A 24804-nucleotide genomic window follows, 5' to 3' on the forward strand; every position below is an offset into this window, starting at 1 on the left:
CTTTCTGCTCTGCTTTTGATCTGCCCGAGGTCCGTCGGCACTGTGTCAGGGGCTTAAACAGCTTCATTGAGTCGTTCGACAATCTCAGGCGTATATGAAAACGGCTTGCCAGCCATGTCGTTCAGAATGTCAATATAGTCGGCGACAACATGGTCCCACGTACGGTTCACCAAAACCTCATCGTAGAATGCTCTCTGGATTTTGTAGAGGCTATCCTTGTGCTGGATCGCCCATTCGATTTTTTCGGCCATCGCCGTCCAGCTCTCGGGATTAAATACTGTCTTTTGATGCACCACTTTGTCGGTCAGGATTTCCTTAGTGACAGGGATGTCTGCCATGACAACTGGGGTCCCGACCGACACTGCTTCTGTAAACGTGAACGGCATCCCACCTTCTGACAAGCTCGGGTTCACAGCGAGGACAGCGCGGTTATAGCACGCGGCCAGTTCCCGCTCGGTGAGATTACGTAAACACAGGACATCATCGTGTAGGTTGTTTTCAGTCAAATACCTGTTGACTTCCCTGTCCGCCTGCCAAGCTCCAGTAAGAATAAGCTTGTAACGCAACAGCTTCTCGCGTCGGAGCCAGCGATACGCCTTCAACAGAGTGACGACATTCTTGTTCGGTCGAAACTGACTTGCATAAAACACAAAACCAAGATCGCCAGAAGAAAACCTCACGCCATTCCAGTTGTTGGTCGCCTTCGAGGTTGCTGACCAGAAATATTGCGCGCTCAATGCATCGCTGGCTTTCCTGTTATCTGCAAAACCAGTCACTGTGATCAGCTCATCGAGCCGGTTTGCGCCATGCGGCACAACGTGAACCGACGATCCCTTGACCTGAAACCTTTCCACCAGCGTCTTCTGCTTCACGTGCTTACTGTAGGTGACAAAGGCATGGCCCGCGTCGATAATTGATTCGATGCGCCGGAAATTATTAAACAATTGATCTGCCGCCGGTTCATCCGTAGCAAACCCGACCGGGAAGCCGGTGAACACTACGTCGGGAACGCACGTCAAACGCGGCTTTTCAATCAGATTGAATTGCGGCCAGAACGCTGTCGGGCAATACCAGGCCGAAATATCATCCCGCCTGTTTGCCATTTCAGCGACAAGCCGGGCTTCTTCGTCACACATCGTTTGATAGAGATGATGCCGCATTCGGCCAAGTAGCCCAAAGATGCGGGGTTTCGCAGGTTGCGTGGTCCCCAGCATTCTGCGCAAAGTAGAACTGCGCCTGAGACGGCCAACCCCCTTCAGAACAGTATTGCGCAGCAGATAGATCAGCGCGGCGAACGGCAGTAAGCTAAGCGCGAGAATGACAGTAGCAACGAACACTAGCGGATTTCGCGTTCGCATGAGATAGCGGGTCACTCGGGACACCAAGCGAATACCAGCAAACTTGATCCGAAGAAGCAGCCCCCCTTTTTTTACGTCATCCTTCTTGCGGACGCGAGACAACCATTTCCTCACTCTCGTTCCTGTCTGAAAGGCTGACCATGAAAGGGAACTCTGCGTCGGACCGAGTATTTCGTATTGGCCTTCACTGACCCCGAAACCATCCATCAGATCTCTGAGATGATCCCTCATCCAGCTCGGCGCTGCGATTACAAACTCGACGTCATCACGCCTAAGGGAGGCGCGCAGAAATTCGGCAAGGTGACGGCCAAGGCCTTCATTGCGCAACTCGATCCGTGGCCCATAGGCCAAATATATTCCGTATTTGGTTACAGGCATTCTGAAATGACGTTCCAATAATCGCGCGCGCAATCCTCAATCGACATCTCACGCCCTTTGAATGGTGCAAGCGGCAAAGAATGGTCCCGAGCGGGTTCGCAAATGTTCCCTGCCATAGAGTTCGGGTCTTCGTCATCGGTCCAGGTAATGTTAAACCCGAGATTTCCAGCATATTCTTTCAACACCGGGCAATGTGCCGCAACAACACGCTTTCTAAAGGCCCGGGCAATGGTTATGGTCGTAATGTCACTGTCGAGTTTGCCTGGGCGCCATAGGAAAGCCGACTCCTTGATGACCCGCCGGAGCTGCCTTTCGGACAACAATTCAGAGATCGAGTAACGCCTGCGCGGAATATTCCATCGGCGCATCGCCTTCGTAAGGTTGCGTTTGACATTGCTGATATCATCGTCGGTCAATTTCGTCTGGTATGCCTCCGAGAGAAGAATATTGCATTTCAGCTTGCCGCTCATCTCATGATAGTAAATTGCAAGCGCTTCCGCAGCACGATCGATGTTGGCGATTGAAAGTGGGTGCAGCACCCAGACAAACGCTTTTGCCTCCTCACCCACATCCAAGGCTGGAGCAACCTCGATTGTTGGCAAAGGTGGCAAAACATGGACATTCCTGGCGGAGACCCCCTCGCAGTGAATCAGCTCCTCACTTGCAAACTGGCTGTCGACGATGACGGCTTCGGGTGCAAGCGTTAACCCAAACTGCCCCATCTTAACGATTTCTTGCGGGCCTGGGCGGAAACGTGGCGCTATCGTGTCTGGAGCTAGAACAATCGGACGAATTGGCAGGATCGGTGTGCTGACTTCTGACGCGACAACCACCCAGAGATCACAATCCTGCAAATGATTGATGCCGTCATCAGGGATGAGATAACTATTTAATGTCAAAGGTCGCGCAGCACCGGCATAAACAAGCGCCCGATTGGCAGCTTCCCGGTCAAGCGCACGCCATGAGAATTCCCTTACGGGCACGTCGAACTCTTCCTTTTCAATCGGTTTACTCGAATAAGCCCGCTTGCTGCGTTCGATGGTGAGAACTATTTCCACATCCTCATTGGCGAGTTTGGCCCCTTCCTCCAGCGCCAAGGCCAAAGCGCGAGCCTTGGCTATGGAATTCTTGTCGGTCAGCACAGCAATGCGCTTGGGCAGCGGTTCCAATTCCTCCGCATCAGCTCGCGATTCTGCAAGCTTGGTGAATACCTTCTCCATGCCTTGACGCCAGAACCCGGTACAGTTCTCTGCCTTCATCGGATCGAGCAGGACCGCTTGGCTCTCACGTATCTTATTAATCAGTTTCCAGTCATCCTTGAGGATGCGGTCAATTTTTTTTCTCGCCTCCTCGATAGTTGCGCAACGGCCGGGCAATTTCTTACCACCGAACATATCGAGAATGCCGCCACCCATGAATACAAGCGGCATCCCAGCTTTAATCGCCTCGAACGGGTGGAAGTGAATATGGTTAGGTTCTTGGCTGTGATAGAACATCACGCGCATCTCGCGCATATTTCTGCGATGTTCCTCGATCGGCAGATAACCCAGCACGCTTGGGTCTGTCGTCTTGACCGATTGCGCGCCGCCGATTGCATAGGGAAACCCACGGAAGTCTTTCTTAAATTTCTGGAATATCTCTACATAGGCTTGGTTAAAACCAATGTCGGGGCAGATGAACAGGATGCGCCGGTCACCGCCGTTCCATTCCGCCGAGATCGGATCACTTGCCCCGCCCATACCTAGTGGCAGAAACACGGTCTTAGATGCAAGATAATCAGGCTCGACTTTATGCAGATGAGGATAGCCTTCGGTAAACCAGAAGCGTTTTCCAAGGGCCTGGATTGCAGTGTAAACACCTTGGTAGAATGGCATTGTTTCGATGATCTTCGAATAAGTATTGTTGCCCGCCAAGCCATAGGTACGCCAGAGCATTGCTCCCTGGAACCGCCTGGCGGCAATTTCAAAACCCTTGGGATCGAAGACGATGCAGAACATGATGTCAAAATATTTGTTGGCGATTTCCCAAGCTTTGCGCGGCGCGCCTCTATACCAATCAGCCTTATTCAGAACTGCAAGGTCATCCGGCGGGATTGTTAAGTTTTTATCCTCCGAATAATCGACGGAAGCGCTTCGGAAATTAGCATCGTCTGGATAGATCTTTGGAGTAAATACCTCATAGCCGAGTTCCCGCAACATTGGGATCTCGAATTTTCTGGCCGCAGTGTGATTGAGGATCCACATTACACGCGGCACATTGTCGACCCGGACGCTCTTTTCTAAACGCATAGGACTCTCTTTCTAGCAACTTCGATAGCGCCAGTATATTAGCTGACCTTAGCATTTCTCAAACGGGCTTGTTCAGACTAGAATGAGAAGAGCGCTTGAGACCCATGGCTAGGCAGCTATCCCATTTGCCCTATTGTATTCTGCGATCGCGCCAAGAATGTCGCCGTCAAAAATGATTTCGCCGTGATGAAATACAACTCCCCTTGCGCATATGGATTGCAGTGTTTTGAAATCATGCGAAGCTAACAGCAGAATCTCCGCCTGCTCGACAAGATCCAGGATGCGTTTGCGCGCTTTTCCCATAAAATTCGCATCACCGGCACCGATCACCTCGTCGAGGAGGAGAATGTCACCGCCGACCGCTGTCGAAATCGCGAAGGCGAGGCGCACCTGCATGCCAGCGGAATAGGTTTTGATCGGATAGTCGATAAACTCCCCGATATCGGCAAAGGCGACAACCTCGTCCTCTATCGAGCGCATGAATTTGGGCGAGAGACCAAGGAGAAGTCCGCGGTACAGGATGTTCTCCCGGCCGGTGGCATCAGGCTCGAAACCCAAACTCAGGTCAAACAAAGACCGGACGGTCCCCTCGACCACGCGCTTCCCGGAAGATGTCGGGTATAATCCTGCCACCATCTTGAGGAACGTGCTCTTGCCGGCCCCATTGTGTCCTAAAAGGCCAACGCGTTCGCCGGGACCAATGTCCAGACTAACATCCTTCAATGCGTGGATGTCGACGATCTTCTTGCCTCCTCCGTTCAACGTCGCCAGCGACGCCAGCATGGATTTCAACGACCGCTCGCTGAAGCCGACGGATGCATAATGGAGGTTTACCGACTCGAGGTGAATCCGGTTTGTCATAGGTAGAAGATCACCCTCTTTTCGGCGGACCTGCCCACGAGTGCTGCGATCAGCATGAGCACTGCGATAGTCCCGAAGCACCACAGGTAATTGGCAGCGACGGGCCATTCACCATGCAGGAGTGGAGCGCGTACGATCTGGAGGAGGTGATAAAGCGGATTGTAGTCCAGAAGGACATGCAGATTGCCTTTGCGGAACACCGAAGTCTCGAAATAGATTGGTGAGACAAACCATAGGGCTTGCAATATCAGGCCAAGCGCATGCGGCAGATCGCGAAAACGGGCAGAAAAATATGCCATTATCGTCGCCCACGGCCAGACAATCAGACCGATGATCGGGAATATCGTGAGGGCGGCAAGCCAAGACCAGCCGAAATTCTGCGGCATAACGACAAGCACCCAACCGATGAGGCTGATGCTGGCCAGGGCAAGCACCATAAGCCCGGAAATAACGTTTCGAAGCGTATATATCGCTAACGGGTGACGTGTCTGCTTGATGTACGCGTCGGCTTGGACGAAAGCCAATGCGCCTCCACTTACATTGAAGACGATGTACTCCCAGATGATGACCCCGGAGAGAATGTAGGGCGCATATTCCGAGATCGCGGCGTCGAAGATGCGACTGAATACGATGGAGATAAGGATCGTTAGGCCCAGAGGCTGGATAATCGACCACAGGACACCGAAGAAGGACCTTCTCCAGCGACCGCGCAGATCGGACATCGCGAGATGCATCCAAAAATATCGCGCGGCCCAAATGCCCCTAAGATACTCGTTCACAGGCCATTTCCTTAACGCAAAGTCACCGCGGTCGATCCTCGAAATAACCGATGATCGAAGAACATATGCGGTTCAACTGTTCCTCGGTCAGTCCGGGGTAGCTCGGCAGATTGATGCCACGCTTGCTTACGCTATCGCCATTCGGAAAGGCCCGGTCAGAATAACAGTGCGGCATGTGGCTGGCTAAGGGGAAAAACGGGCGTGTCTCGATTTCGTCGTCGGCAAGACGCGCACGCAACCGATCTCGATCCTCAACGTGGTCAACGACAATCGAACACATCCAGTGCGAATGATTAACGTCGCCCACGGGATCATGGGTCCTCAAGGGAAGCCCGGACAGTCGGGTCCGGTATATCTCTGCGATCTGCTGCTTGCGGTGGATGATCTCTTCAGCCATCTCGATCTGGGCAAGCCCGATCGCCGCCTGGATATTGGTCATCCGATAATTGTAGGCGAGCATGTCGTGCCAGTATTCGCGGGTCGGCGAGACACCTTGGCTTTTCAGGCGCCGACACTTGTCCATCACCTCAGCCGATCGCGCCAGAACCATTCCGCCTTCGCCAGTTGTGATTGTCTTGTTCCCGAAGAAACTGAAGGTGGCAACATCACCAAACGTGCCGACATGCCGGCCTTTCCACCGGGTCCCGAAGCCTTCCGCGCAGTCCTCGATGAGCAAAAGATCGTGATCGCGGCAAAGGCCCGAGATCGCATCCATATCACAAGGATGGCCATACAAATGCACCGCCATGACCGCGCGGGTTCTCGGGGTTATAGCGTCACGTATTGCCTGCGGATCCACCTGCAGCGTGTCTTCCAACGAATCGACGTAGACTGGCGTCGCGCCGGTCTGCAAAATGGTGTTGACCGACGCTATGTAGGTGAAGCTTGGAACGATGACCTCGTCGCCGGCACCGATGCCCAATGCATCCAGCACAAGGTGGATGGCTACGGTGCCGTTTGCCACGCTTGTCGCCTCTTTCGCGCCTACATACTCCGCAAAAGCTTTTTCAAATCGGGATATGAAGGCTCCACGCGAGGAAATCCAACCCGTAGTCAAGCACTCGTTGACATACGCCGATACGTTTCCGCTGAGGTATGGCTCATATACTGGAATTCGTGCCATGGTTATTCTGCGCGAGTGAAGCGTTGATAGCCATGCGTTGTAAGCAGCTTTTCCTGCTCGGCACCCTTAAAGTCCTCGCGAATCATTTCTTGGACCAGCTCGGTGAATTTAATTCTAGGTTCCCAGCCAAGGTTCTTTCGAGCTTTACTGGCGTCGCCAAGAAGCGTTTCGACTTCTGTCGGCCGAAAGTAAGCCGCATCGACAGCCACTATACATTGACCGCTTTTGTTATCGTACCCTTTCTCGTCGACGCCTTTTCCCTCCCATCTTACGTCAATATCCAGTTCCGCAGCCGCCAGGGTCACAAATTCGCGCACGGAATGCTGCTCGCCAGTTGCGATAACGTAATCCTCAGGCGCCTCCTGTTGCAACATAAGCCATTGCATCTCAACATAGTCTTTGGCATGCCCCCAGTCGCGCAGTGAATCTAGATTACCCAGGTAAAGCTTCTCTTGCATGCCTAGCTTGATCCGTGCCAGCGCTCGCGTAATCTTACGCGTCACAAACGTCTCACCTCGCATTGGGGACTCGTGATTGAACAGAATGCCGTTACACGCATAGATGCCGTATGCTTCGCGATAATTGATCGTAATCCAGTATGCATACAATTTGGCCACGGCATAAGGAGACCGTGGGTAGAATGGCGTGGTTTCCTTTTGCGGCGTCTCTTGCACGAGCCCGTACAGCTCAGACGTAGACGCCTGATAGAAACGGACCTTCTTCTCCAAGCCGAGAATTCGGATGGCTTCCAAAATTCTCAACGCCCCTAGAGCGTCGGAGTTGGCGGTGTATTCAGGTTCCTCAAATGAAACGGCTACGTGACTCTGTGCCGCCAGATTGTAAATCTCATCCGGCTGAACGAGCTGAATGATCCGCATCAGACTTGATGAGTCAGTCAGATCGCCATGATGCAACGTCAGATCTACACCCTTTTCATGTGGATCATGATACAAATGATCGATGCGATCCGTATTAAAAAGGGATGTGCGGCGCCTTACGCCGTGAACGGAATAACCCTTTTCCAGCAGGAATGCCGCCAGATAGGCGCCGTCCTGCCCGGTGATGCCGGTTATCAGTGCTTTTTTTTTCATCAATGTTCTCGATGTATCCGATTTGTGTCCGCCCAGCCCCTAAGGCTTTGCCGCCCCCAGCACCGTGAGCCAATGGATTGTCAGGCGCGGCCGTATACGTCGTCAAAACGCACGATATCGTCCTCGCCGAGATAATCGCCGCTTTGCACTTCAATGATCACCAGGTCAATCCGGCCAGGGTTTTCCAGCCTGTGTTTATGACCGCAGGGGATGTAGGTTGACTCGTTGGTCGCCAGGAACAGCTCCTGGTCGCCATTGACTATTTTCGCGGAGCCGCTGACCACGACCCAGTGCTCGGAACGATGGTAGTGCATCTGCAGGCTCAAACGTCTGCCGGGTTTCACCTCGATGCGTTTGATTTTGAAGCGCTCGCCTTCCTCCAGAACCGTATAGGTGCCCCACGGCCTATGTACGGTGCTGTGGACCAAATGTGCCTCATGCCCGGAAGCCTTGAGGCCCTCGAACAACTTCTTGACGTCCTGAACGCGATCGCGGGAGGCGACAAGCAATGCGTCGGGAGAATCGACGATCACCAGATCGCTGACCCCGACCGTGCCGATGACGCGTTTGTCGGAACTTATATAGCTGCCGGTGGTGTCCACCATATGAACATCGCCGCGTAGCCTGTTGCCGCTTTCGTCAGGAGTGATCAAATCGGCCATTGCGTTCCAAGATCCGATGTCGTTCCAATCCATGTCGCAAGGAACCACGGCAAGATTGTTTGCCTTCTCCATAACCGCATGATCGAGAGAGATACGCGGAGCGGAGCCAAAATGCTCGGGCGCGAGTTCGATTTTGGCAAAGCCTTCGCCTTGACTGAATCGGCCGTTCTCATAACTGTCGGAAACCGCCTGGATCACTTCGGGGCAATGCAAAGCCATCTCGTCGAGCATGCGTTGCGCGCTGAAGCAGAATATCCCCGCGTTCCAGAAGAAGCGTTTGGATTCGACATAGGCTTTGGCTGTGTCGAGATCCGGTTTTTCAACGAAACGGACGACTTTCTCACCATCGGCTTCGATATAGCCGAACGCCGTGTCCGGCCTGGTTGGGCTGATGCCCAGTGTGGCAATCCGCCCCAGTTTTGCATATTCGATGGCGCGGCCCATAACGTCTAGAAATGCGGGCAGGTTGCCAATCATGTGATCGGCCGGGAAGACGCATAGAATCGCATCAGGGCCCTGCGTTGCCTTGGCATGGACAGTGGCTGCCGCCACGGCAGCGGCCGTATCCCGGCCTTCCGGCTCGAGCAGAAACGTACGTGGCAACACAACCGAATCCAGTTCGTCGAAGTCGTCCTTCGTGAGGAAAAGGTGGTCCCCGGACGTTACAGCCACGAGTTCCACCACTCCCTCAATCGACGCGGCGCGCAGCACTGTGTGCTGAATAAGCGAATGCCCGTCCGCCACTTTAAGAAAAGGCTTGGGGTGCGATTGCCTTGAGGCAGGCCATAGTCGCGATCCGGCTCCACCGCTGATGATGACGGGAACCACTTTCATGAAATGACCTCTGCTTCGTTTGTGGATGCGATTGCCTGCGCCCTGTCGAGCGTCAGCGCCACAATCGCTCTCGCTCTGCCTGGGTCTGCTGCCTCCGAATAACAGCGAAGTTCAGGCGCGTTGCCGGACGGCCGCAGATGGATGATCTCGCCAGTCAGCATTTGTGTCCTTAGGCCGTCGGTCTCGTCAACTTCAGCAACAATCCCGAACGGGGCCAGAAACCGCTGCAGTGCAGGCCGATCCGCGAGCCGACGCATCAAGCTGCGCGAACTCTCCACTGGGAAATTCTCAAGGCGTTCGCTTGCACAGGCCGGAAGATTCCACAACGCGCGCAGACCTGACAGCGACTTTCTTGTCGACGCGACCATTCCGAGGACAGCCAGGATGGGGAGCAGTGAATCCCGTGTCGGCAATGCCGTCAATGTCTTGCCGTGTAGCGAACAGTCCGACCCCAAGAGAACGCCACCATTGGCTTCAAAGCCCACAACGATTTTCTCGGGGTGGTGTGAGGCTTCCATGGCTTCGACGACGAAGGGAGATCCGACCTTCGTTCTCAGAACCGTAAAACCGAAGGCTTTCGAAATACCTGAATTGGAAGTCACGGGCGTCACCACGATGTCAGCCCGCAGGAACAGAGCCGTGGCGAGGCCGATCAGGTCGCCGCGAAACAGGTCACCATTCTCGTCGGCAATCAGTGGCCGATCAGCATCGGCATCGGTCGACACGATGGCGTCGAGGTGGAATTCCCGCGCCCAACCCTTGAACTTTGCAATTGTGGTTTCGTCAACGGCTTCGGTATCGACGGGTACGAAGGTCTCCGATTTCCCGACAGGTGTCACATCTGCGCCAAAGGATCGGAGAACCTCCACCAGAAGATCCGCCGCGACCGAACTGTGCTGATAGACGCCGAGCCTCAGGCCCGAAAGGGACCCTGGCTCCAAGATGTCATCAGCGCGCGCGCGATAGGCGGCGATCGCATTGTCGTGATGCCCCGGCAAAGCCGTACCTATTGGCGGCGGGGGGCAATAGGCGTCTAGCCGTTCGGCAGCATAGTGTGCCATAGCGGCTTCATCGGCCTTGGTGATCTCGCCCCGCGGGCTATAGAACTTGATGCCATTGCGGTCCGCAGGGATGTGCGAACCCGTAACCATGAGCGCCGCTGCGTCATGCTGCCCGGCATACAACGCCAAGGCTGGCGTTGGAATGGCACCGCAATCGATCGGTTGAAACCCACTTGCCGCCAAGGCAGCCATGCAGTTGGCGGCGATCGTCGGACTGCTATCGCGCAAGTCGCGACCAACGAACACCTTGGCCTTCGATCGGACCCCATCGGCAACGAGACGCCAAGCGAAAGCCTCCGTATAAAGGCCGCTGGGTTTCCCGACTAATTCTGAAGCCAACCCTCGCAGGCCACTTGATCCAAACTTCATCACTTCGCTTTGGCTGGTAAAGGGAAGACCGTCATATTGCAGCAGACTTGGCTGTCAACCGCAAAATCGCTTCGGGCGGTTCACCTTTCCTTCCAGCTATCCACGCTGCATTCCCAGCCGCGTCGACAGGGTGAGAGCCGTCTGGCGTCAAGGACCGAGCGATGGCCTCACGATCGCGCTGCCGGCATTCTCGAACCGCTTGATATCTGCGGAACCATAGGCCATAGGTCGAGAGCAGACCGCACCAGGGCAAAGAGTAGTCAAGGATTGACCTCTACGGCCGACCCCTCTCTCTCTATCCTGAGTTGCTGTCGGACTCTAGGGCTCTTTGCAGTTGATGTGCAAGATCTTGATCAAACGGACTTTCTCTTCACCCGCCAACCTATGAAAAAATCTCTGGCGATGATTTCAAGTCCACGCTATGCGATACACGCGGCGGGGGCCGAAGATTTGGTACTAAAAAGAAGCCGCCGGTGACGGATGGTATTCGCTCTAGAGCCACTTTAGTATTGAAGTCTTCGCGCCTGGAGTTCAGTACCGTCCGATGAAATCCTATGTAGAAGCTGTACCCGGACTCCGGCCCACAATGCGTCGCGCCATCATCATGATTCAAGACATCGCCATGGTTTTGGTGGCGGTGGCGCTTAGCCTGACTTTATCGCAGTCGAGGCTGTCGTTCGAAGCGTTCTCTCCAGCGGGTTTCGCTTGCTGGGCGAGCATCATTATTCTTAGTCATCTGTTATTCAGATATTGCGGCCTCTACAATACTGTGTGGCGCTTCGCCTCGACGCCGGATTTCTTCAACATCCTGAAGGGCTGCGCAATACTGACCATCGTCCTTTACTGTGTTTCGCTTTTTGTTCGTTCCTTTCAGCCGGTGGCGGGCCTCAATGAGCGCCAGTTCATCGTCTTCTTCCTGGTTTCTTTCACGATCATCTCGGCGCCCCGGATTTTCTACCGGTTCTTTCGCGACGGCGCGAGCTGGCGCATTCTGAGTCGCGGCAAGGCTTCGACCAAGAGAGCGGTGTTTGTCGGCAAGCTGAGCGAGGCCGACGTAATCATCCGTTTCACGCGCACGACGCAGCCTGTAGAGTATTCAATTGCAGGGATTATGGCGATTGAGCACGGTGTTCCGCAGGGCACTCGGATCCAGGGCGTTCCCGTCGTGGCCACCCGCCCCCGCCTGATCGAGGTGCTGGAAGAATACGCCAAGGGTACGACAAGCCTGGACCTGCTGATTTTCGGCAGCGGCGCCGAACATGAGATCGAGGAGTATTCGGAGCTCGTCCGTGTTGCCCGGCAAGGCGACATAGCGGTGGTGCAGTTCTCGGGGCTTTCGCAGCTCGGCCAGGAGGGAAAGCTCGTTCTCGACGAGGTCGAGATGGAAACGATCCTGCGCCGCCCCACGGTTCCGTCCGACATCGAACGCATCGGGGCCTTCGTCGGCGGCAAGCGCGTCCTGGTCACCGGCGGCGCCGGTTCCATCGGCCGCACCCTGGTCAAGAGGTCACTGGAACTGGGCGCGGAGGCGGTGCTGGTTGCCGACAATTCCGAGTTCGGCATTTTCCAGTTGAGCCAATACGTCGAAGAGAAGGACCATGACCGCCTCAAGGTCCGCATTGTCGATGTCGCCGACCGGCGCCAGATGACGCGTGTCGTCACCGAGTTCAAGCCGGACATCGTTTTCCACGCCGCGGCACTGAAGCATGTGCCTTTGCTCGAGGAAAACTGGGATTCGGCCATCCAGACCAATGTCTTCGGAACGCTTGTCTGTGCCGAGGTTGCCGCCAAATGCGGCGTCAAGCAATTCGTGCTTGTTTCGAGCGACAAGGCCGTGGACCCGACATCCGTGCTGGGCCTGACGAAGCGGGCGGCCGAACAGATCGTCAGCGCCTTGCATGAAACGCCCGCCGGCGAGCCCGGCGCACGGCGCCCCGCCACCAAGTTCATAGCCGTTCGGTTCGGCAATGTCTTTGGCAGCAATGGCTCGGTCGCAACCATATTCCAGGCGCAGATCGAGGCCGGAGGTCCGGTCACCATAACCGACCGGCGCATGACGCGCTATTTCATGACCGTGGCCGAAGCCGTCGACCTCGTCATCATGTCCGCGGCCGATGCCGCCTCGCGGAAAGCCGGCGACGACTACGCCGTCTACATGCTCGACATGGGCAAACCGGTGCCGATCCTCGAAGTTGCCGAGACGATGATCCGCATGTCCGGAAAAAGCCCATACACGGACATCCCCATTCGCTTCACCGGAATCCGGCCGGGTGAAAAACTCCATGAAACGTTGCATGGTGAGGATGAGGAGCTGGTCGAACTCGGCATTTCCAAGATTTTTGGCCTGAGCACCGATGTCGCGGAATGGTCCGATGTCCAGGCGGCGCTTGCGGCCCTGCAGCAATCCGTGAAGAGCCAGGACAAGGCATCCTCGCTCGCTGTGCTTGCGGGTCTTGACCATACCAAGAAGGTAAGAGGGGACGTGCCTGAGGCCGTGATCCCGAAAGCGGCCGGGCAGGCGAACTGATGCTTCAAAAGACCCTGGCCTTCTTCGGCGCTTGAGCAGTCTGCGCAAGAGCGGCATTTATCGGCGGACCTTCGGGACTCTGGGGCGCTGGCTGGCGAGGGGTCGAGCTTGGTCGAGCGATAGCCTCATGCTACGTCGAGCGGATTCGTATTTCGTCTTTGGTTTTGGCAACGAGCACTATCGGCGGTTCATGAAGACAGCCAAGCAAATCTTCGATCTTGCCGGCGCGGCGCTGCTGCTCCTGGTCACGTCACCCGTCCTGGCGCTCGCTGTCCTGGCTGTTCGTATATCGTCGCCCGGTCCGGCCATCTTTTCTCAAACGCGGGTTGGCCGCGATGGCGTGCTCTTTCGCTGTCACAAATTGCGCACGATGTATGTCGGCACGCCATCCTTGCCTTCGCACGAGGCGCCGGCGAATGCCGTGACGCCGGCCGGAAAAACCCTGCGGAAGTTCAAGCTCGATGAGCTGCCGCAGTTCTGGAATGTTCTGAAGGGCGAGATGAGCTTGGTCGGACCGCGTCCCTGTCTGCCGACGCAAACCGAGCTGATCGAGTGCCGCCGACGGCTGGGCGTTTCATCGGCGCTTCCCGGCATCACCGGCCTGGCTCAGGTCAAGGGCATCGACATGTCGGACCCGGCCCTATTGGCCGAAACCGATGCCGACTATCTCAAGGTCGCCTCGATCGGCCTTGATCTTCGCATCCTGCTTGCGACGATTTATCCAGGTTGAGCTTGCCTGCTGCGCGCCGCGATTTCGCTTAGACGATCAAGCGTCGCTGTTTCCGGCAGCCAGCCCTGCGAGACGAGCAGGGAAGGGTCGCATATCTGTGTCGCCGTCATGCTTTCCCAAAACGCCCGCTTGCCTAGCGCCACCGCGGCCATCCGCATCAGGCTGGCCGGTACGGCAGCCAGGCGCACCGGCCGCCCAAGTCCCTTACGGAAGGCGCTTACGACGGCTGCCACCGACACCGGAGGCACGTCGCTGGCTATATAGGCAGGGCTGAGCGGCCCCGGATGAGCCAACAAATGCCGCACGGCTTGCGCGGCTGCGTCGGCCGACACCAGCGAGCGGGTTCCTGTCAGAATACCTGTCGGCAGCGGCAGGCCCGTATCGGCCAGGCGCATCAGCATTGCCAGATTGCCCTTCATGCCGCTTGCGTAGGCCGCCGGCAGGCGCAGCACGGCGGCGTCGGCGCGGCCGTGCGATGCATAGGCGTCCAGGACCCTGATCTCGCCCTCGCGTTTCGAGCGCCCGTAGGCGCATTGCGGATCGGGGACCGTATGCTCGTCGATCGTTGCGCTGACGCGGGCGCCGATCACGGCCCGGACCGATGACAGTTGGATGAAACGTCCGCCTGCCTGCATGGCGGCCGCATGCGCCAGCCGCGCGCTCAGTTCCGCGTTGGCGGCTCGGTAGTCGGCTTCGGTGGCCCCGCCGTGATCATTGTTCAAGCCGGCGCAGTGAACGACGTCCGTGACGTCACGGGTGATGACAAGGAAGGCCTCGGCCGGCGCATCGAACCGCGGCAAGGCGACGGTGTCGCTGCCCGAAGCGAGCCTTTCGGGATAGCGTGAGGCGAGGCGAACCTCCACGCCTGCCTCGCGAAGCCTTTGCACGACGAGACGTCCGATGAAGCCCGATGCGCCTGTGACCAAGACCTTCATTGCCTTGCCCGGAGCCGCTATTGCGTGACTGGCGGATGTGGCATCTCTTCCGGCAGCGGGGCCTGGCGACCCGACGCAAGATAAGTCCCGGATACCAGGAAGACCATGAACACCGAATCCAGGATATCTTGGCCGACCAGGATGCCTGTCATCCCAGCCGTCAGGTAGGTGATCACCATGACGACGACCATGGTGGCGCCAAAGCGCTCGATCGGGTCGGCGCTGTTGCGCAGGACCAGGGCGGCGTTTCTGCCGGCGACGACAAAGATCGCCGCCAAAGTCACGGCGCCCAGGATGCCCGCCTGTACCAATGCCGTCAGGAAACCATTGTGAAAATGATTGAAACCTGCCGTTTTCGCGAACAGGTCCTGGAAGCCCTGCCGGATCAAGAGCTGGTTCGCGCCCACTCCGTGTCCGAACAAGGGCATCTCGCGGAATGCCTTCAGGCCGATGTCCCAGAGGGCAACACGTATTCCAAGCGAGGTGTCGGAATTGCCGTGCGCCCCAAGCGCGTCCCAATCAGAGCGCAGAAAATCAAATCTGTCGGATATTGTATGGAAGCCGATAGCGGCGACCGCGACGCCGATCGCCGCCAGCAGAAGCAGCAGACGGACGGCATTCTTCCCTTTCAGCCAATGCTGGTTGATCAACAGCACGGCAATGCCGGAAATCAGCAGCGCCAGCCAGATGATGCGCGTGCCGGAATAGATGATGGCGATCGTTCCGCCGAGCGCTGCGCAGATCAGCGCACTCTTGTGCCTTTCGATGCCCGACAGGGCACCGGCCACGCAGGCCATCACTGCAAGGCAGACGACCGTGGCGAACACTATCGCATTTCCCGCTCCGCCCTCCGCCCTCATCCCGATCCAATATTGCTGGATGATCGCCAACAGCAGCGCGACGAAACAGGCGGCCATGCTGCTGAGGATTATGATCCGGACAAGGGTTGTTTTCTGCGTAATGCTCCAGGTTGAATAGGAGAGGGGGAAAAACAGGAAGGTGACGAGCGGGATCAGATGCGGCGCATCCCTGACAATTGCGTTATTGGCGAGCGAAGCCAGGAGATTTGCCGCGCAATAGGCATAGATCGCGATCGTGAGCGCCATCATCGCCCGGTCGATGTTGAAGCGCCTCTTTTTCGAGGCGATCAAAAGAACCGACCACAGGCCGCCGCCGTTGAACACGAAGCTCACCACAGACCCCAGGACCGGTGGAAAAAAGAAGCAAGCGATGGAAAAATAGATATTGATCCGCGCGGGCGAGAACTGCCGTCTTATCGATGAAAGCTGGCTCAAGGGCGGCTCACCATTCTCGGACGCTTCACACGGCGGATTGTCTGACGGCGGCAAACATAGCCCTGCCGAAATTGCCCGTGTCGCATCGTGCATCTGCCCGCTTTCAGGGGCCGGTATAGCGGCTTGGGTCTTTTTCTGAAAGTGCATCAAGGCCGATTGCCACCGAAAATCGGTAGTCGCTGGCAGACGATCGGATTTGGGCGCGGCGAAGACTGCGTGCTTTTCATCAAGCAATTTTTTCCCCCGCATTTTCTCAGCCGCCGGCGTGACAAGCAGGAATTTCCGCATTTTGACGCATGGATGGAAAATTCATTCCCGAACCACTCCTTGCCAGGCGCGTCTTGCATTGTTCTGGGCAGCGGCGATCTGCTAGAACGCCCGCAAGAATAACATTGTCCAGAAGCAAGCTTGAACCGGGCGGGAAGCCCGATGATTTGATGCCAGGTCTTCTGTCGGAAGGCACGAGAGAACGCTAGACAGGCCATGACAACAGCGCTTACGCACCTGCAGCGGCTTGAGGCCGAGTCAATCCACATATTCCGTGAAGTCGCGGCCGCCTTCGCCAAGCCGGTCATGCTCTATTCCGTAGGCAAGGATTCGTCCGTGCTGATGCACCTGGCGATGAAGGCGTTCTATCCCGCCAAGCCGCCCTTTCCGTTCCTTCATGTCGACACAACCTGGAAATTTCGCGAGATGATCGCCTTTCGCGATCAGATGGCGCAAAAACTCGGTTTCGATCTCCTGGTTCACGTCAACCAGGATGGCGTGCGCGACAACATCAATCCCTTCGATCATGGCTCGAACACGCACACCCATGTGATGAAGACCGTGGCGCTGCGCCAGGCGCTCGACAAATACGGTTTCGATGCCGCCTTTGGCGGCGCCCGCCGCGACGAGGAAAAATCGCGCGCCAAGGAGCGCATCTTTTCCTTCCGCAACGCCCAGCACGTCTGGGATCCGAAGAATCAGCGCCCCGAAATGTGGAAGATCTTCAACACCCGCATCGCCACGGGTGAATCGATCCGCGTCTTTCCGCTGTCCAACTGGACCGAGCTCGACATCTGGCAGTACATCCTGCAGGAGAACATCCCGATCGTGCCGCTCTATTTCGCCAAGCAGCGGCCGGTCGTGGAACGCGATGGCATGCTCATCCTCAAGGACGACGATCGCATGAAATTGCGCCCCGGTGAGGCGATCGAGAATCGGCTGGTGCGCTTCCGCACGCTCGGCTGCTACCCGCTGACCGGCGCTATCGAATCGGAAGCAGACACGCTGGAAGCTATCGTCGGCGAGATGCTGACCGCGCGCACCTCCGAACGGCAGGGCCGCCTGATCGACCGGGACGAAGCCGGCTCGATGGAAAAGAAGAAGCGCGAGGGGTATTTCTGACCATGCGCCACATCATGGCAAAGAGCCTCGCACCTACCGACGGCGTCCGCGATTATCTGGCGGCGCAGGAGAAGAAATCGCTGCTGCGCTTCCTCACCTGCGGCTCCGTCGACGATGGCAAGTCGACGCTGATCGGCCGCCTGCTCTCGGACACCAAGCAGATTTTCGAGGACCAGCTCGCCGCGCTCGAACGCGATTCGCGCAAGCACGGCACGACCGGCGACGACATCGATTTCGCACTGCTTGTCGACGGTCTCGAAGCCGAGCGCGAACAAGGCATCACCATCGACGTCGCCTATCGCTTCTTCGCCACGCCAAAGCGCAAATTCATTGTCGCCGACACGCCCGGCCACGAGCAGTACACGCGTAACATGGCGACCGGCGCGTCCACCGCCGACCTGGCAATCGTGCTGATCGATGCGCGGCAAGGCGTGCTGCGCCAGACCAGGCGCCACTCGATCATCGCCTCGCTGCTCGGCATCCGCCATATCGTGCTGGCCGTCAACAAGATCGATCTCGTCGATTTCGACCAGGCGGTCTTCGACCGGATCACGCAGGACTATCTGCAATTTTCGCGCGATCTCGGCTTTGAGACCATCGTGCCGATCCCGATGTCGGCGCGCTACGGCGACAACGTCACCGGCCGCTCCGACAGGATGGAATGGTATTCCGGCCCGACGCTGATCGAACATCTCGAAACCGTTTCGGTCGACGAGGCCGCGGCCGAGCTGCCGTTCCGTTTTCCGGTGCAGTACGTCAACCGCCCCAATCTCGATTTTCGCGGCTTCGCCGGAACGATCGCCTCGGGCGCGATCTCGCAAGGCGACGAGGTCGTCGTCGCCAAATCGGGCAAATCCTCCCGCGTCAGACGCATCGTCGCGCAGGGTGGCGACCTCGCCCAGGCGGTTGCCGGCCAGGCCATCACGCTTGTCCTCGATGACGAGGTCGAGATTTCCCGGGGCAACATGCTGGTGGCGCCTGCGGCACGCCCGCAGGTCGCCGACCAGTTCGCCGCCAACATCGTCTGGTTCGACGAACATGCGCTGTTGCCGGGCCGCTCCTATATCCTGCGCACCGAGACCGACCAGACCAGCGCTACCGTCACCGATTTGAAATATCGGGTCAATGTCAATGACTTTGCCCGTGAAGCTGCCAAGTCGCTCGAGATGAACGAAGTGGGCATCTGCAACATCTCGACGCGCACGCCGATCGCTTTCGACACCTTCGCCGAGAACCGTACAACCGGCGCGTTCATCCTGATCGACCGCATCAGCAACGCCACGGTCGGCGCCGGCATGATCCTGCATTCGCTGCGCCGTGCCGAGAACATCCATTGGCAATCGCTCGATGTCGGCAAGCGGGTACGTGCCGACATCAAGAACCAGCGGCCCGCCGTGTTCTGGTTCACCGGGCTGTCGGGCTCGGGCAAATCGACCATCGCCAACCTGTTCGAGAAGAAGCTGTTTGCCTCCGGGCGCCATACCTACATTCTCGACGGCGACAATGTCCGCCACGGCCTCAACCGGGATCTCGGCTTTACCGACGCCGACCGCGTCGAAAACATCCGCCGCGTCGCCGAAGTGGCCCGCCTCATGGCCGATGCAGGGCTGATCGTCATCGTTTCCTTCATTTCGCCTTTCAGCGCCGAGCGGCGCATGGCCCGCGAATTGATGGCCGAAGGCGAGTTCGTCGAAGTGTTCGTCGACACGCCGTTCGAGGAATGCGCCAGGCGTGACCCGAAAGGCCTCTACGCCCGCGCGCTCAATGGCGAGATCAAGAATTTCACCGGTGTCGACTCGCCTTACGAAGCGCCGGAAAAACCGGAAATCCATCTGAAGACGCTCGGCAAATCGGCCGAGGAGATGGTAGATGCCCTGGAACACTGGCTGAACGAGCGTGACATTGCCGAAGACCAATACGACAATGGCGGCGGCATCTGACGACAGGTCGATGCTCGAAATTTTCGAGGGGCTCGCTTTGGCGGCCGGCCGCGAGGTCATGCGTGTGTTCCACGCCGGCTGCGCGGTCGACCAGAAATCAGATTCCTCGCCGGTGACCGAGGCGGACCGCGAGAGCGAGAAGATCATTCTGGCCGGATTGCGTGCGGCCTTTCCCGACATTCCCTGCGTGGCCGAGGAGGAAGCATCCGCCGGCATCGTGCCGCCGGACCTGGACGGGGCTTTCTTCCTGATCGATCCGCTGGACGGCACCAAGGAATTCGTCAATCGCCGCACCGATTTCACCGTCAACATCGCGCTTGTCCGCCACGGCGTGCCGGAAGTCGGCGTCGTTTTCGCGCCCTGCACGGGCCGGTTCTTTTCCGGGCTGCCGGGCAAGGCGGAATTCCTCGAAATAGATGGCGACTTCCGCATCGTCTCTCGCCGGCCGATTTCGGTGAGGGCGGCTGCGACGCCGCTGGCGGTGGTTGCGAGCCGCTCCCACAACACGCCCGAAACCGAAGCCTATATTCGTGACCTAGGCATCGCCGAGATCGTCTCTGTCGGCTCGTCGCTGAAATTCTGTCTGGTCGCCAATGGCGAGGCGGACATTTATCCGCGCTTCGGTCGTACCATGGAGTGGGATACCGCAGCCGGCGATGCCGTGCTGCGCGCCGCGGGCGGCATCACGCGCACGTTGGATGGACAGCCCTTGATGTATGGCAAGCGAGACCAGGGCGGCGATGCGGATTTTGCCAATCCGCATTTCATCGCCAGCGGCAGGGCAGGGGCAAGCTCCGCCTGAAGTCGGCTGGTTACTCGGCCGCGGCCTGCGCCGAGTTCGATCCGATATAGTTGCGGATCGTCTCGATGATCCGGTCCTGATCGGCTTCGCTGAGATAGGGATGCATCGGCAGGCACAGGATGCGCTTGGGCAATTGCTCGGATACGGCAAGGCCGGTCGGCGTTCTCGGATAGTCGCGATAGGCGATCTGCTCGTGCAGCGGCTTCACATAGTAGATGACCGACGGAATGCCTTTTTCGCCGAGATGCGCCTTCAGCCCGTCGCGCTTGGGCGTCTCGATGGCGTATTGCGCCCAGGCCGAGCGGCTGCCGTCCAGGTTGCGGGCTGCCGTGACGACATCAGCAAGCCCTTCGGCATAACGGTTCGCCACCATTTGCCGGGCAACCATCTCGTCCTCGAGAATGGCGAGCTTTTCGATCAGGATCGCGGCCTGCAGCGTGTCGAGCCGTGAATTGATGCCGACCCGGATGTTGTCATATTGCGTCTCGCCCTTGCCGTGGAAGGCGAAGGAGCGCAGCTTGTCGGCCAAGGCGTCGTCGTTGGTGAACATCGCTCCGCCGTCGCCGTAGCAGCCGAGCGGCTTCGCCGGATAGAAACTGGTCGAGCCGACCGTGCCTAACGACCCGCACATCTTGCCGTCCGCCGAACCGCCCATTGATTGGGCGGCATCCTCGATCACCATCAGGCCTTCTCGGTGGGCGATCGCCATGATGGCATCGTAGTCGGCGGCAAGGCCGAAGAGGTCGACCGGAATGATCGCCCTGGGCTTCAGCCGGCCTTCTTTCTTGATCATCGTGATCGCCGCCTCGAGGCTGGCGATGTCGATGTTGTAGGTCTTGGGATCGACGTCGACGAAAACCGGCTCGGCCTTGGCCAGCGCCACCACTTCCGCCGTGGCGGCAAAGGTGAAGCTCGGAACGAACACGGCATCGCCCGGGCCGATCCCGGCGGCGAACAGCGGCAAAAGCAGTGCGTCGGTGCCGTTGGCGCAGGCCACGACGTGCTTGACGCCGACATAGGCGGCGAGCTTTTTCTCGAATTCGGCTACCTGGGGACCGAGGATATAGCGGCCGTCCTCGACGACATGGTCGATCGCGGCCTTCAGCCGGTCGCGGATTCGTTCGCGCTGTGCGCCAAGATCGATGAACTGCATGTCGTCCTCAAACGATTTTAACCGGGCGGTCTGGCCTCGACCCGCTGGTACCAGAATTGCGCCTGCCGAGAAAGCCGGGCGCGCGGAGCGACAAATTGCCCGGTCGTGGCAGTCTGTTACCGCATTTTTCGGTGTCGGTCAGCCGGACGCCGGAAATCCGGGATTCGTGCGGCGCAATTACGGCCTTATAACCCCAGAGTCGACCCTGCTAAACATAAAGTGATCGGCCGGCTCAATCCATGTTGGGCCTTACCACGGCCCGAACTTGGGTCAGCCAAGGCCTGAGAACGGCCAGTCCGCAGTGCGGCAACTATCCGAAGATAGGAATTTTTTCTTGACGGGGTGAAGGCAACTATGCTACATATTTGCCCATGGTGCTGAGTTGCGCCAAGGACCCGCCGCACAGGCGGGTTTTCTTTACTACCTCATCAACAGCGCGCCGGCGAAGGTTCCAAGGAACCTGTTAATTCGGATTCGTTCCTCTGGCCCGCCACTCAGGCGATCTCATGCCGCCAGGGCGGATTGGCGCCGGCCCGCGCCACGGTTACCGCCGCTGCCTTGGCACCAAGCACCAGCGCCTTGCGGATAGCGTCCTGCGACAGCCCGGAGATTGCCGCCTTCGTCAGCAGGCCTTGTTCGTGCAGGGAGGCGAGGATGCCGGCATTGAACGTATCACCGGCGCCGACCGTATCGACCACCTCGACTTTTTGCGGCGTCACGCTGACCATGTGATCCCTGGTGTAACCGACGGCGCCTTCGGCGCCATGGGTCACGACGATCAGCTTGGGTCCGCGGTCGAGCCAGTTGCGCACGACATCCTCGTGCGAGCCGGCTTCGTCGAACCAGTGAAGATCTTCATCCGAGAGTTTCACGATATCGGCCATCGCCATCATCTCGCGGATACGCTTCAGATGCTTTGCCTTGTCCGGGATGAAGTTCGGCCGGATGTTGGGGTCGAGCATCATGACGCGACGACCATGCTCGCGCTTCATCAATTCCTCGTAGGCGGCCCCCGCCGGGTCCGAAATAAGGCTGATGGCGCCGAACAGCATGGCCTCGATCTCCGGACCAAGTTGCGGCAGATCCTCGCCGGTCAGCATGCGCCCGGCGGTGTTCTCGTCGTAGAAAGTGTAGGTTGCCTGGCCATCGTTCAGCCGCACGAAGGCGAGCGTCGTCGGCCGGGGCGAAGTGTGCGCATAGGTGGAACTGACCTTGCTCGCCCCGAGCGCTTCGCGGAGCTGGCCGCCGAACAGGTCCGACGACAGGCCCGAGAAGAAGCTGGCAGGAGCGCCCAGCCGGCCGAGCGCAATGGCGGTGTTGAACACCGCGCCGCCGACATAGGGTGCGAAGGCCCGTTCTCCCTCCGTCGTCGTGCGCGGCAGCATATCGATCAGGGCCTCGCCGCAGCAAAGGATCATTGTCTTGTCGTCTCCGGCGGATGGATCACGCCCTTGCGGATGATGATGTTGGCGTAGAGCCTGGGTTCGCTGGTCGCGACGATGGCGTGCGCGGCCCTGACGCGTGCATAGAAGTCGGCACCGGCCAGCGCAACCACCTTGCGCCCGGGCGCGCGTTTTGCACACAGCACTTCGATTTCATGATGCACGGGATCGGCGAGCGAGGGGTCGCCCTTGGCCGAGGCGCGAAACAGCGCCTCCGGCACGACGTCATCGACGGGCAGCACGCTCAATATGGCGTCCAGCACCGGAATGAGATGGTGGCCGTCGGCCCGCACCAGCCGCTTTGCCTGCTCTTCGGCCGGGTAGTTTCCATCGACCAGGGCGATTTCGTCGCCATGCCCCATCGCACGCAGGATCGCCAGAAGCTCCGGACCGAGCAGCGCCGGAATTCCGATCAGCATTCAGATGCTCCTGGAAATCGTGGTCGAACCGATCAGGAAGCGCTCGGATAGTGGCAGGCTGGCGCCCCCGAGAGCGCGCGCGTGAATACCGACGGTGCCTTCGCGGACGTTTGGCAGTTTCAATCCCTCGGCATCGACCGTGTCGATGGTTGCGATGACGGCGTCGACCAGCCTGCGGCGCACCTGCGTCGGCATCCAGCCGTCGATCACCGCCGCCTCGAAGTCGATGACGGACGATGCCGCGACGATGGCATAGGCGAGCGCCCGCGAGGCGTTTGTAATCCAGTCGTCGAGCTCGGCGCCGATCTCGCCCCAGTCCTCGGGCGACGTCCACAGATGCGAAGCCTCGACGCCACGTGCATTGAGCGCTTTTTCGAGCATGGCGATCGAAGCCACGTCGATCAATTGGGTCGGCTTTCCCTCCGGTCCGGGCACCGGCATGGAGCCCAGCGCGCCGGCGTTGCCGGTCGGGCCGCCAAAGAGCCGCCCGTTGAGGACGATGCCGCCGCCGGCAAAGGCGCCGATATAGAAATAGACGAAATCACGCGGGGCGCCTGCCTGGCCGAAGACCAGTTCCGCGCCGCAGGCCGAAGTGGCGTCGTTCTGCAGATAGACCGGAAAATCGCATTGCGCCTGGATGTCGGCGCGGATATCGCGATGGCGCCATTCGTCCATGACGTCGCGCGGCGCGCCGGCGGTATCGGCCCAGTTCCAGAGCTCGAACGGCATGGCGATGCCGAGTCCCGCTATGCGTTTGTCCTGCGCGGGCGAAAGCTCGCCACGCATCTTCTTCATGCCTGATGTGACGAATTCCACCGTCTCGCGCGGGGCAGGGTAGCGGTAGGAATGCTGCAGCATCGAACGTACATTGCCGAGGAAATCGATCAGCACGAGTTCGGCGCTGCGGCGGCCGATCTTCAGGCCGATGAAGAACGCGCCTTCGGGATTGAGCGCCATGGGGATGGAGGGCTGGCCGATCTTGCCGCGCAGCGGCGCCTGCCGCAGCAGCAGGCTTTCCTCCTCGAGCTCGCGCATGATCACGGAGACGGTTTGCGCCGACAGTCCGGTCATGCGGGCGATGTCGGACTTCGCCAGGCTGCCATGCTGGCGCACCAGCGACAGCACCAGCCGCTCATTGTGGTCCCGCATGCCGCTCTGGTTGGTACCGCGGTGAATAAGGCTCTCATTCGCCTCGGGCGAACCATGCCTGGCAGTGGCCGTCTCCACCCCTGTTCCTCCCGTCATTTCCCCTCGAGGCTTTTGGAACAGAATGTGCGAACGACGCAAGGCTGTCAATAATAAATAAGAGTGATTTAATTATTGACAGAGAGATTGGTCTGGTGTCATTTGAGGCAGGCATCCCCACCG

At 58.4% G+C, this 24804-nt stretch carries 19 protein-coding genes; 5 read left to right on the forward strand and 14 right to left on the reverse strand.

The features are described 5' to 3' along the window. Positions 1-53: 53 nt before the first annotated feature. The 8 genes from FJ979_RS10375 to FJ979_RS10410 all read right to left on the reverse strand — a co-directional run bounded on the left by FJ979_RS10375 (position 54) and on the right by FJ979_RS10410 (position 10804). Positions 54-1736 (reverse strand): glycosyltransferase, encoded by a 1683-nt coding sequence (locus FJ979_RS10375; RefSeq protein WP_140520772.1) that lies wholly within the window; start codon positions 1734-1736, stop codon positions 54-56. Further along, positions 1727-4024, reverse strand: a complete 2298-nt coding sequence (locus FJ979_RS10380) for a glycosytransferase (RefSeq protein WP_140520771.1) — start codon at positions 4022-4024, stop codon at positions 1727-1729. The genes FJ979_RS10375 and FJ979_RS10380 overlap by 10 nt, the downstream gene beginning before the upstream one ends. 108 nt (positions 4025-4132) lie before the next feature. Beyond that, positions 4133-4885, reverse strand: a complete 753-nt coding sequence (locus FJ979_RS10385) for an ABC transporter ATP-binding protein (RefSeq protein ID WP_140520770.1) — start codon at positions 4883-4885, stop codon at positions 4133-4135. Then, positions 4882-5664 carry an ABC transporter permease gene (locus FJ979_RS10390; protein WP_181165147.1) on the reverse strand — a complete coding sequence of 261 codons (783 nt, stop codon included), beginning with the start codon at positions 5662-5664 and terminating at the stop codon, positions 4882-4884. The genes FJ979_RS10385 and FJ979_RS10390 overlap by 4 nt, the downstream gene beginning before the upstream one ends. A 22-nt stretch (positions 5665-5686) precedes the next feature. Further along, complete coding sequence (locus FJ979_RS10395) at positions 5687-6787, reverse strand: DegT/DnrJ/EryC1/StrS family aminotransferase (protein WP_140580808.1); 1101 nt, start codon at positions 6785-6787, stop codon at positions 5687-5689. 2 nt (positions 6788-6789) lie between these two features. After that, entirely contained in the window at positions 6790-7878 is a 1089-nt protein-coding gene (gene gmd / locus FJ979_RS10400) for a GDP-mannose 4,6-dehydratase (protein ID WP_140494852.1), read from the reverse strand. A gap of 80 nt (positions 7879-7958) precedes the next feature. Further along, positions 7959-9374 carry a mannose-1-phosphate guanylyltransferase/mannose-6-phosphate isomerase gene (locus tag FJ979_RS10405; protein ID WP_140555889.1) on the reverse strand — a complete coding sequence of 472 codons (1416 nt, stop codon included), beginning with the start codon at positions 9372-9374 and terminating at the stop codon, positions 7959-7961. Then, the gene (locus FJ979_RS10410; RefSeq protein WP_140580810.1) at positions 9371-10804 is read right to left on the reverse strand and encodes a phosphomannomutase; all 1434 of its coding nucleotides are present in this window, start codon (positions 10802-10804) and stop codon (positions 9371-9373) included. The genes FJ979_RS10405 and FJ979_RS10410 overlap by 4 nt, the downstream gene beginning before the upstream one ends. Positions 10805-11348: 544 nt before the next feature. On the opposite strand from FJ979_RS10410, the gene FJ979_RS10415 reads away from it, so the two are divergent. Both FJ979_RS10415 and FJ979_RS10420 read left to right on the forward strand, forming a co-directional pair. Continuing rightward, a complete protein-coding gene (locus FJ979_RS10415; RefSeq protein WP_181165146.1) occupies positions 11349-13331 on the forward strand; it encodes a nucleoside-diphosphate sugar epimerase/dehydratase in 1983 nt (660 codons plus the stop codon). A gap of 190 nt (positions 13332-13521) precedes the next feature. Continuing rightward, a complete protein-coding gene (locus tag FJ979_RS10420) occupies positions 13522-14061 on the forward strand; it encodes a sugar transferase (RefSeq protein WP_140494844.1) in 540 nt (179 codons plus the stop codon). On the opposite strand, the gene FJ979_RS10425 is transcribed toward FJ979_RS10420, so the two are convergent. Further along, the gene (locus FJ979_RS10425; RefSeq protein WP_140580811.1) at positions 14049-14996 is read right to left on the reverse strand and encodes an NAD-dependent epimerase/dehydratase family protein; all 948 of its coding nucleotides are present in this window, start codon (positions 14994-14996) and stop codon (positions 14049-14051) included. The genes FJ979_RS10420 and FJ979_RS10425 overlap by 13 nt on opposite strands. A gap of 17 nt (positions 14997-15013) precedes the next feature. Further along, positions 15014-16291, reverse strand: a complete 1278-nt coding sequence (locus tag FJ979_RS10430) for an O-antigen ligase (protein WP_140580965.1) — start codon at positions 16289-16291, stop codon at positions 15014-15016. Positions 16292-16774: 483 nt separating this feature from the next. Here FJ979_RS10430 and cysD point away from each other — a divergent pair, with 483 nt between their 5' ends. The 3 genes from cysD to cysQ are packed head-to-tail and all read left to right on the forward strand — an operon-like array spanning position 16775 to position 20422. Beyond that, positions 16775-17680 (forward strand): sulfate adenylyltransferase subunit CysD, encoded by a 906-nt coding sequence (gene cysD, locus FJ979_RS10435; protein ID WP_140494839.1) that lies wholly within the window; start codon positions 16775-16777, stop codon positions 17678-17680. Between the two features lie 2 nt (positions 17681-17682). After that, positions 17683-19620 (forward strand): sulfate adenylyltransferase subunit CysN, encoded by a 1938-nt coding sequence (gene cysN / locus FJ979_RS10440; protein WP_181167193.1) that lies wholly within the window; start codon positions 17683-17685, stop codon positions 19618-19620. Positions 19621-19630: 10 nt separating this feature from the next. Further along, the gene (gene cysQ / locus FJ979_RS10445; RefSeq protein WP_181165144.1) at positions 19631-20422 is read left to right on the forward strand and encodes a 3'(2'),5'-bisphosphate nucleotidase CysQ; all 792 of its coding nucleotides are present in this window, start codon (positions 19631-19633) and stop codon (positions 20420-20422) included. A 10-nt stretch (positions 20423-20432) separates the two neighbouring features. Here the strand turns inward: cysQ and FJ979_RS10450 are convergent, their stop codons facing one another. The 4 genes from FJ979_RS10450 to FJ979_RS10465 form a co-directional block, all read right to left on the reverse strand. Next, positions 20433-21575, reverse strand: coding sequence for a DegT/DnrJ/EryC1/StrS aminotransferase family protein (locus FJ979_RS10450; protein WP_140580813.1), 1143 nt, complete (start codon positions 21573-21575; stop codon positions 20433-20435). 494 nt (positions 21576-22069) lie between these two features. Next, on the reverse strand, positions 22070-22993 hold the full coding sequence (locus FJ979_RS10455; protein ID WP_140580815.1) for a carbohydrate kinase: 924 nt from the start codon (positions 22991-22993) through the stop codon (positions 22070-22072). Continuing rightward, a complete protein-coding gene (locus FJ979_RS10460; protein WP_140514913.1) occupies positions 22990-23436 on the reverse strand; it encodes an RbsD/FucU domain-containing protein in 447 nt (148 codons plus the stop codon). The genes FJ979_RS10455 and FJ979_RS10460 overlap by 4 nt, the downstream gene beginning before the upstream one ends. After that, positions 23437-24663, reverse strand: a complete 1227-nt coding sequence (locus FJ979_RS10465; RefSeq protein ID WP_140520761.1) for an ROK family protein — start codon at positions 24661-24663, stop codon at positions 23437-23439. It lies immediately after the preceding gene. Positions 24664-24804 lie beyond the last annotated feature (141 nt).

Source organism: Mesorhizobium sp. B1-1-6 (assembly GCF_006443035.1).
Classification (GTDB): domain Bacteria; phylum Pseudomonadota; class Alphaproteobacteria; order Rhizobiales; family Rhizobiaceae; genus Mesorhizobium.

Coding starts and splice junctions, on each gene's coding strand:
- FJ979_RS10395 (WP_140580808.1), bottom strand. CDS start 6,787: ATGGCACGAATTCCAGTATATGAGCCATACCTCAGCGGAAACGTATCG.
- cysQ (WP_181165144.1), top strand. CDS start 19,631: ATGCTCGAAATTTTCGAGGGGCTCGCTTTGGCGGCCGGCCGCGAGGTC.
- FJ979_RS10375 (WP_140520772.1), bottom strand. CDS start 1,736: ATGCCTGTAACCAAATACGGAATATATTTGGCCTATGGGCCACGGATC.
- FJ979_RS10385 (WP_140520770.1), bottom strand. CDS start 4,885: ATGACAAACCGGATTCACCTCGAGTCGGTAAACCTCCATTATGCATCC.
- cysD (WP_140494839.1), top strand. CDS start 16,775: ATGACAACAGCGCTTACGCACCTGCAGCGGCTTGAGGCCGAGTCAATC.
- FJ979_RS10425 (WP_140580811.1), bottom strand. CDS start 14,996: ATGAAGGTCTTGGTCACAGGCGCATCGGGCTTCATCGGACGTCTCGTC.
- FJ979_RS10380 (WP_140520771.1), bottom strand. CDS start 4,024: ATGCGTTTAGAAAAGAGCGTCCGGGTCGACAATGTGCCGCGTGTAATG.
- gmd (WP_140494852.1), bottom strand. CDS start 7,878: ATGAAAAAAAAAGCACTGATAACCGGCATCACCGGGCAGGACGGCGCC.
- cysN (WP_181167193.1), top strand. CDS start 17,683: ATGCGCCACATCATGGCAAAGAGCCTCGCACCTACCGACGGCGTCCGC.
- FJ979_RS10415 (WP_181165146.1), top strand. CDS start 11,349: ATGAAATCCTATGTAGAAGCTGTACCCGGACTCCGGCCCACAATGCGT.
- FJ979_RS10460 (WP_140514913.1), bottom strand. CDS start 23,436: ATGCTGATCGGAATTCCGGCGCTGCTCGGTCCGGAGCTTCTGGCGATC.
- FJ979_RS10405 (WP_140555889.1), bottom strand. CDS start 9,374: ATGAAAGTGGTTCCCGTCATCATCAGCGGTGGAGCCGGATCGCGACTA.
- FJ979_RS10420 (WP_140494844.1), top strand. CDS start 13,522: ATGAAGACAGCCAAGCAAATCTTCGATCTTGCCGGCGCGGCGCTGCTG.
- FJ979_RS10410 (WP_140580810.1), bottom strand. CDS start 10,804: ATGAAGTTTGGATCAAGTGGCCTGCGAGGGTTGGCTTCAGAATTAGTC.
- FJ979_RS10455 (WP_140580815.1), bottom strand. CDS start 22,993: ATGATCCTTTGCTGCGGCGAGGCCCTGATCGATATGCTGCCGCGCACG.
- FJ979_RS10450 (WP_140580813.1), bottom strand. CDS start 21,575: ATGCAGTTCATCGATCTTGGCGCACAGCGCGAACGAATCCGCGACCGG.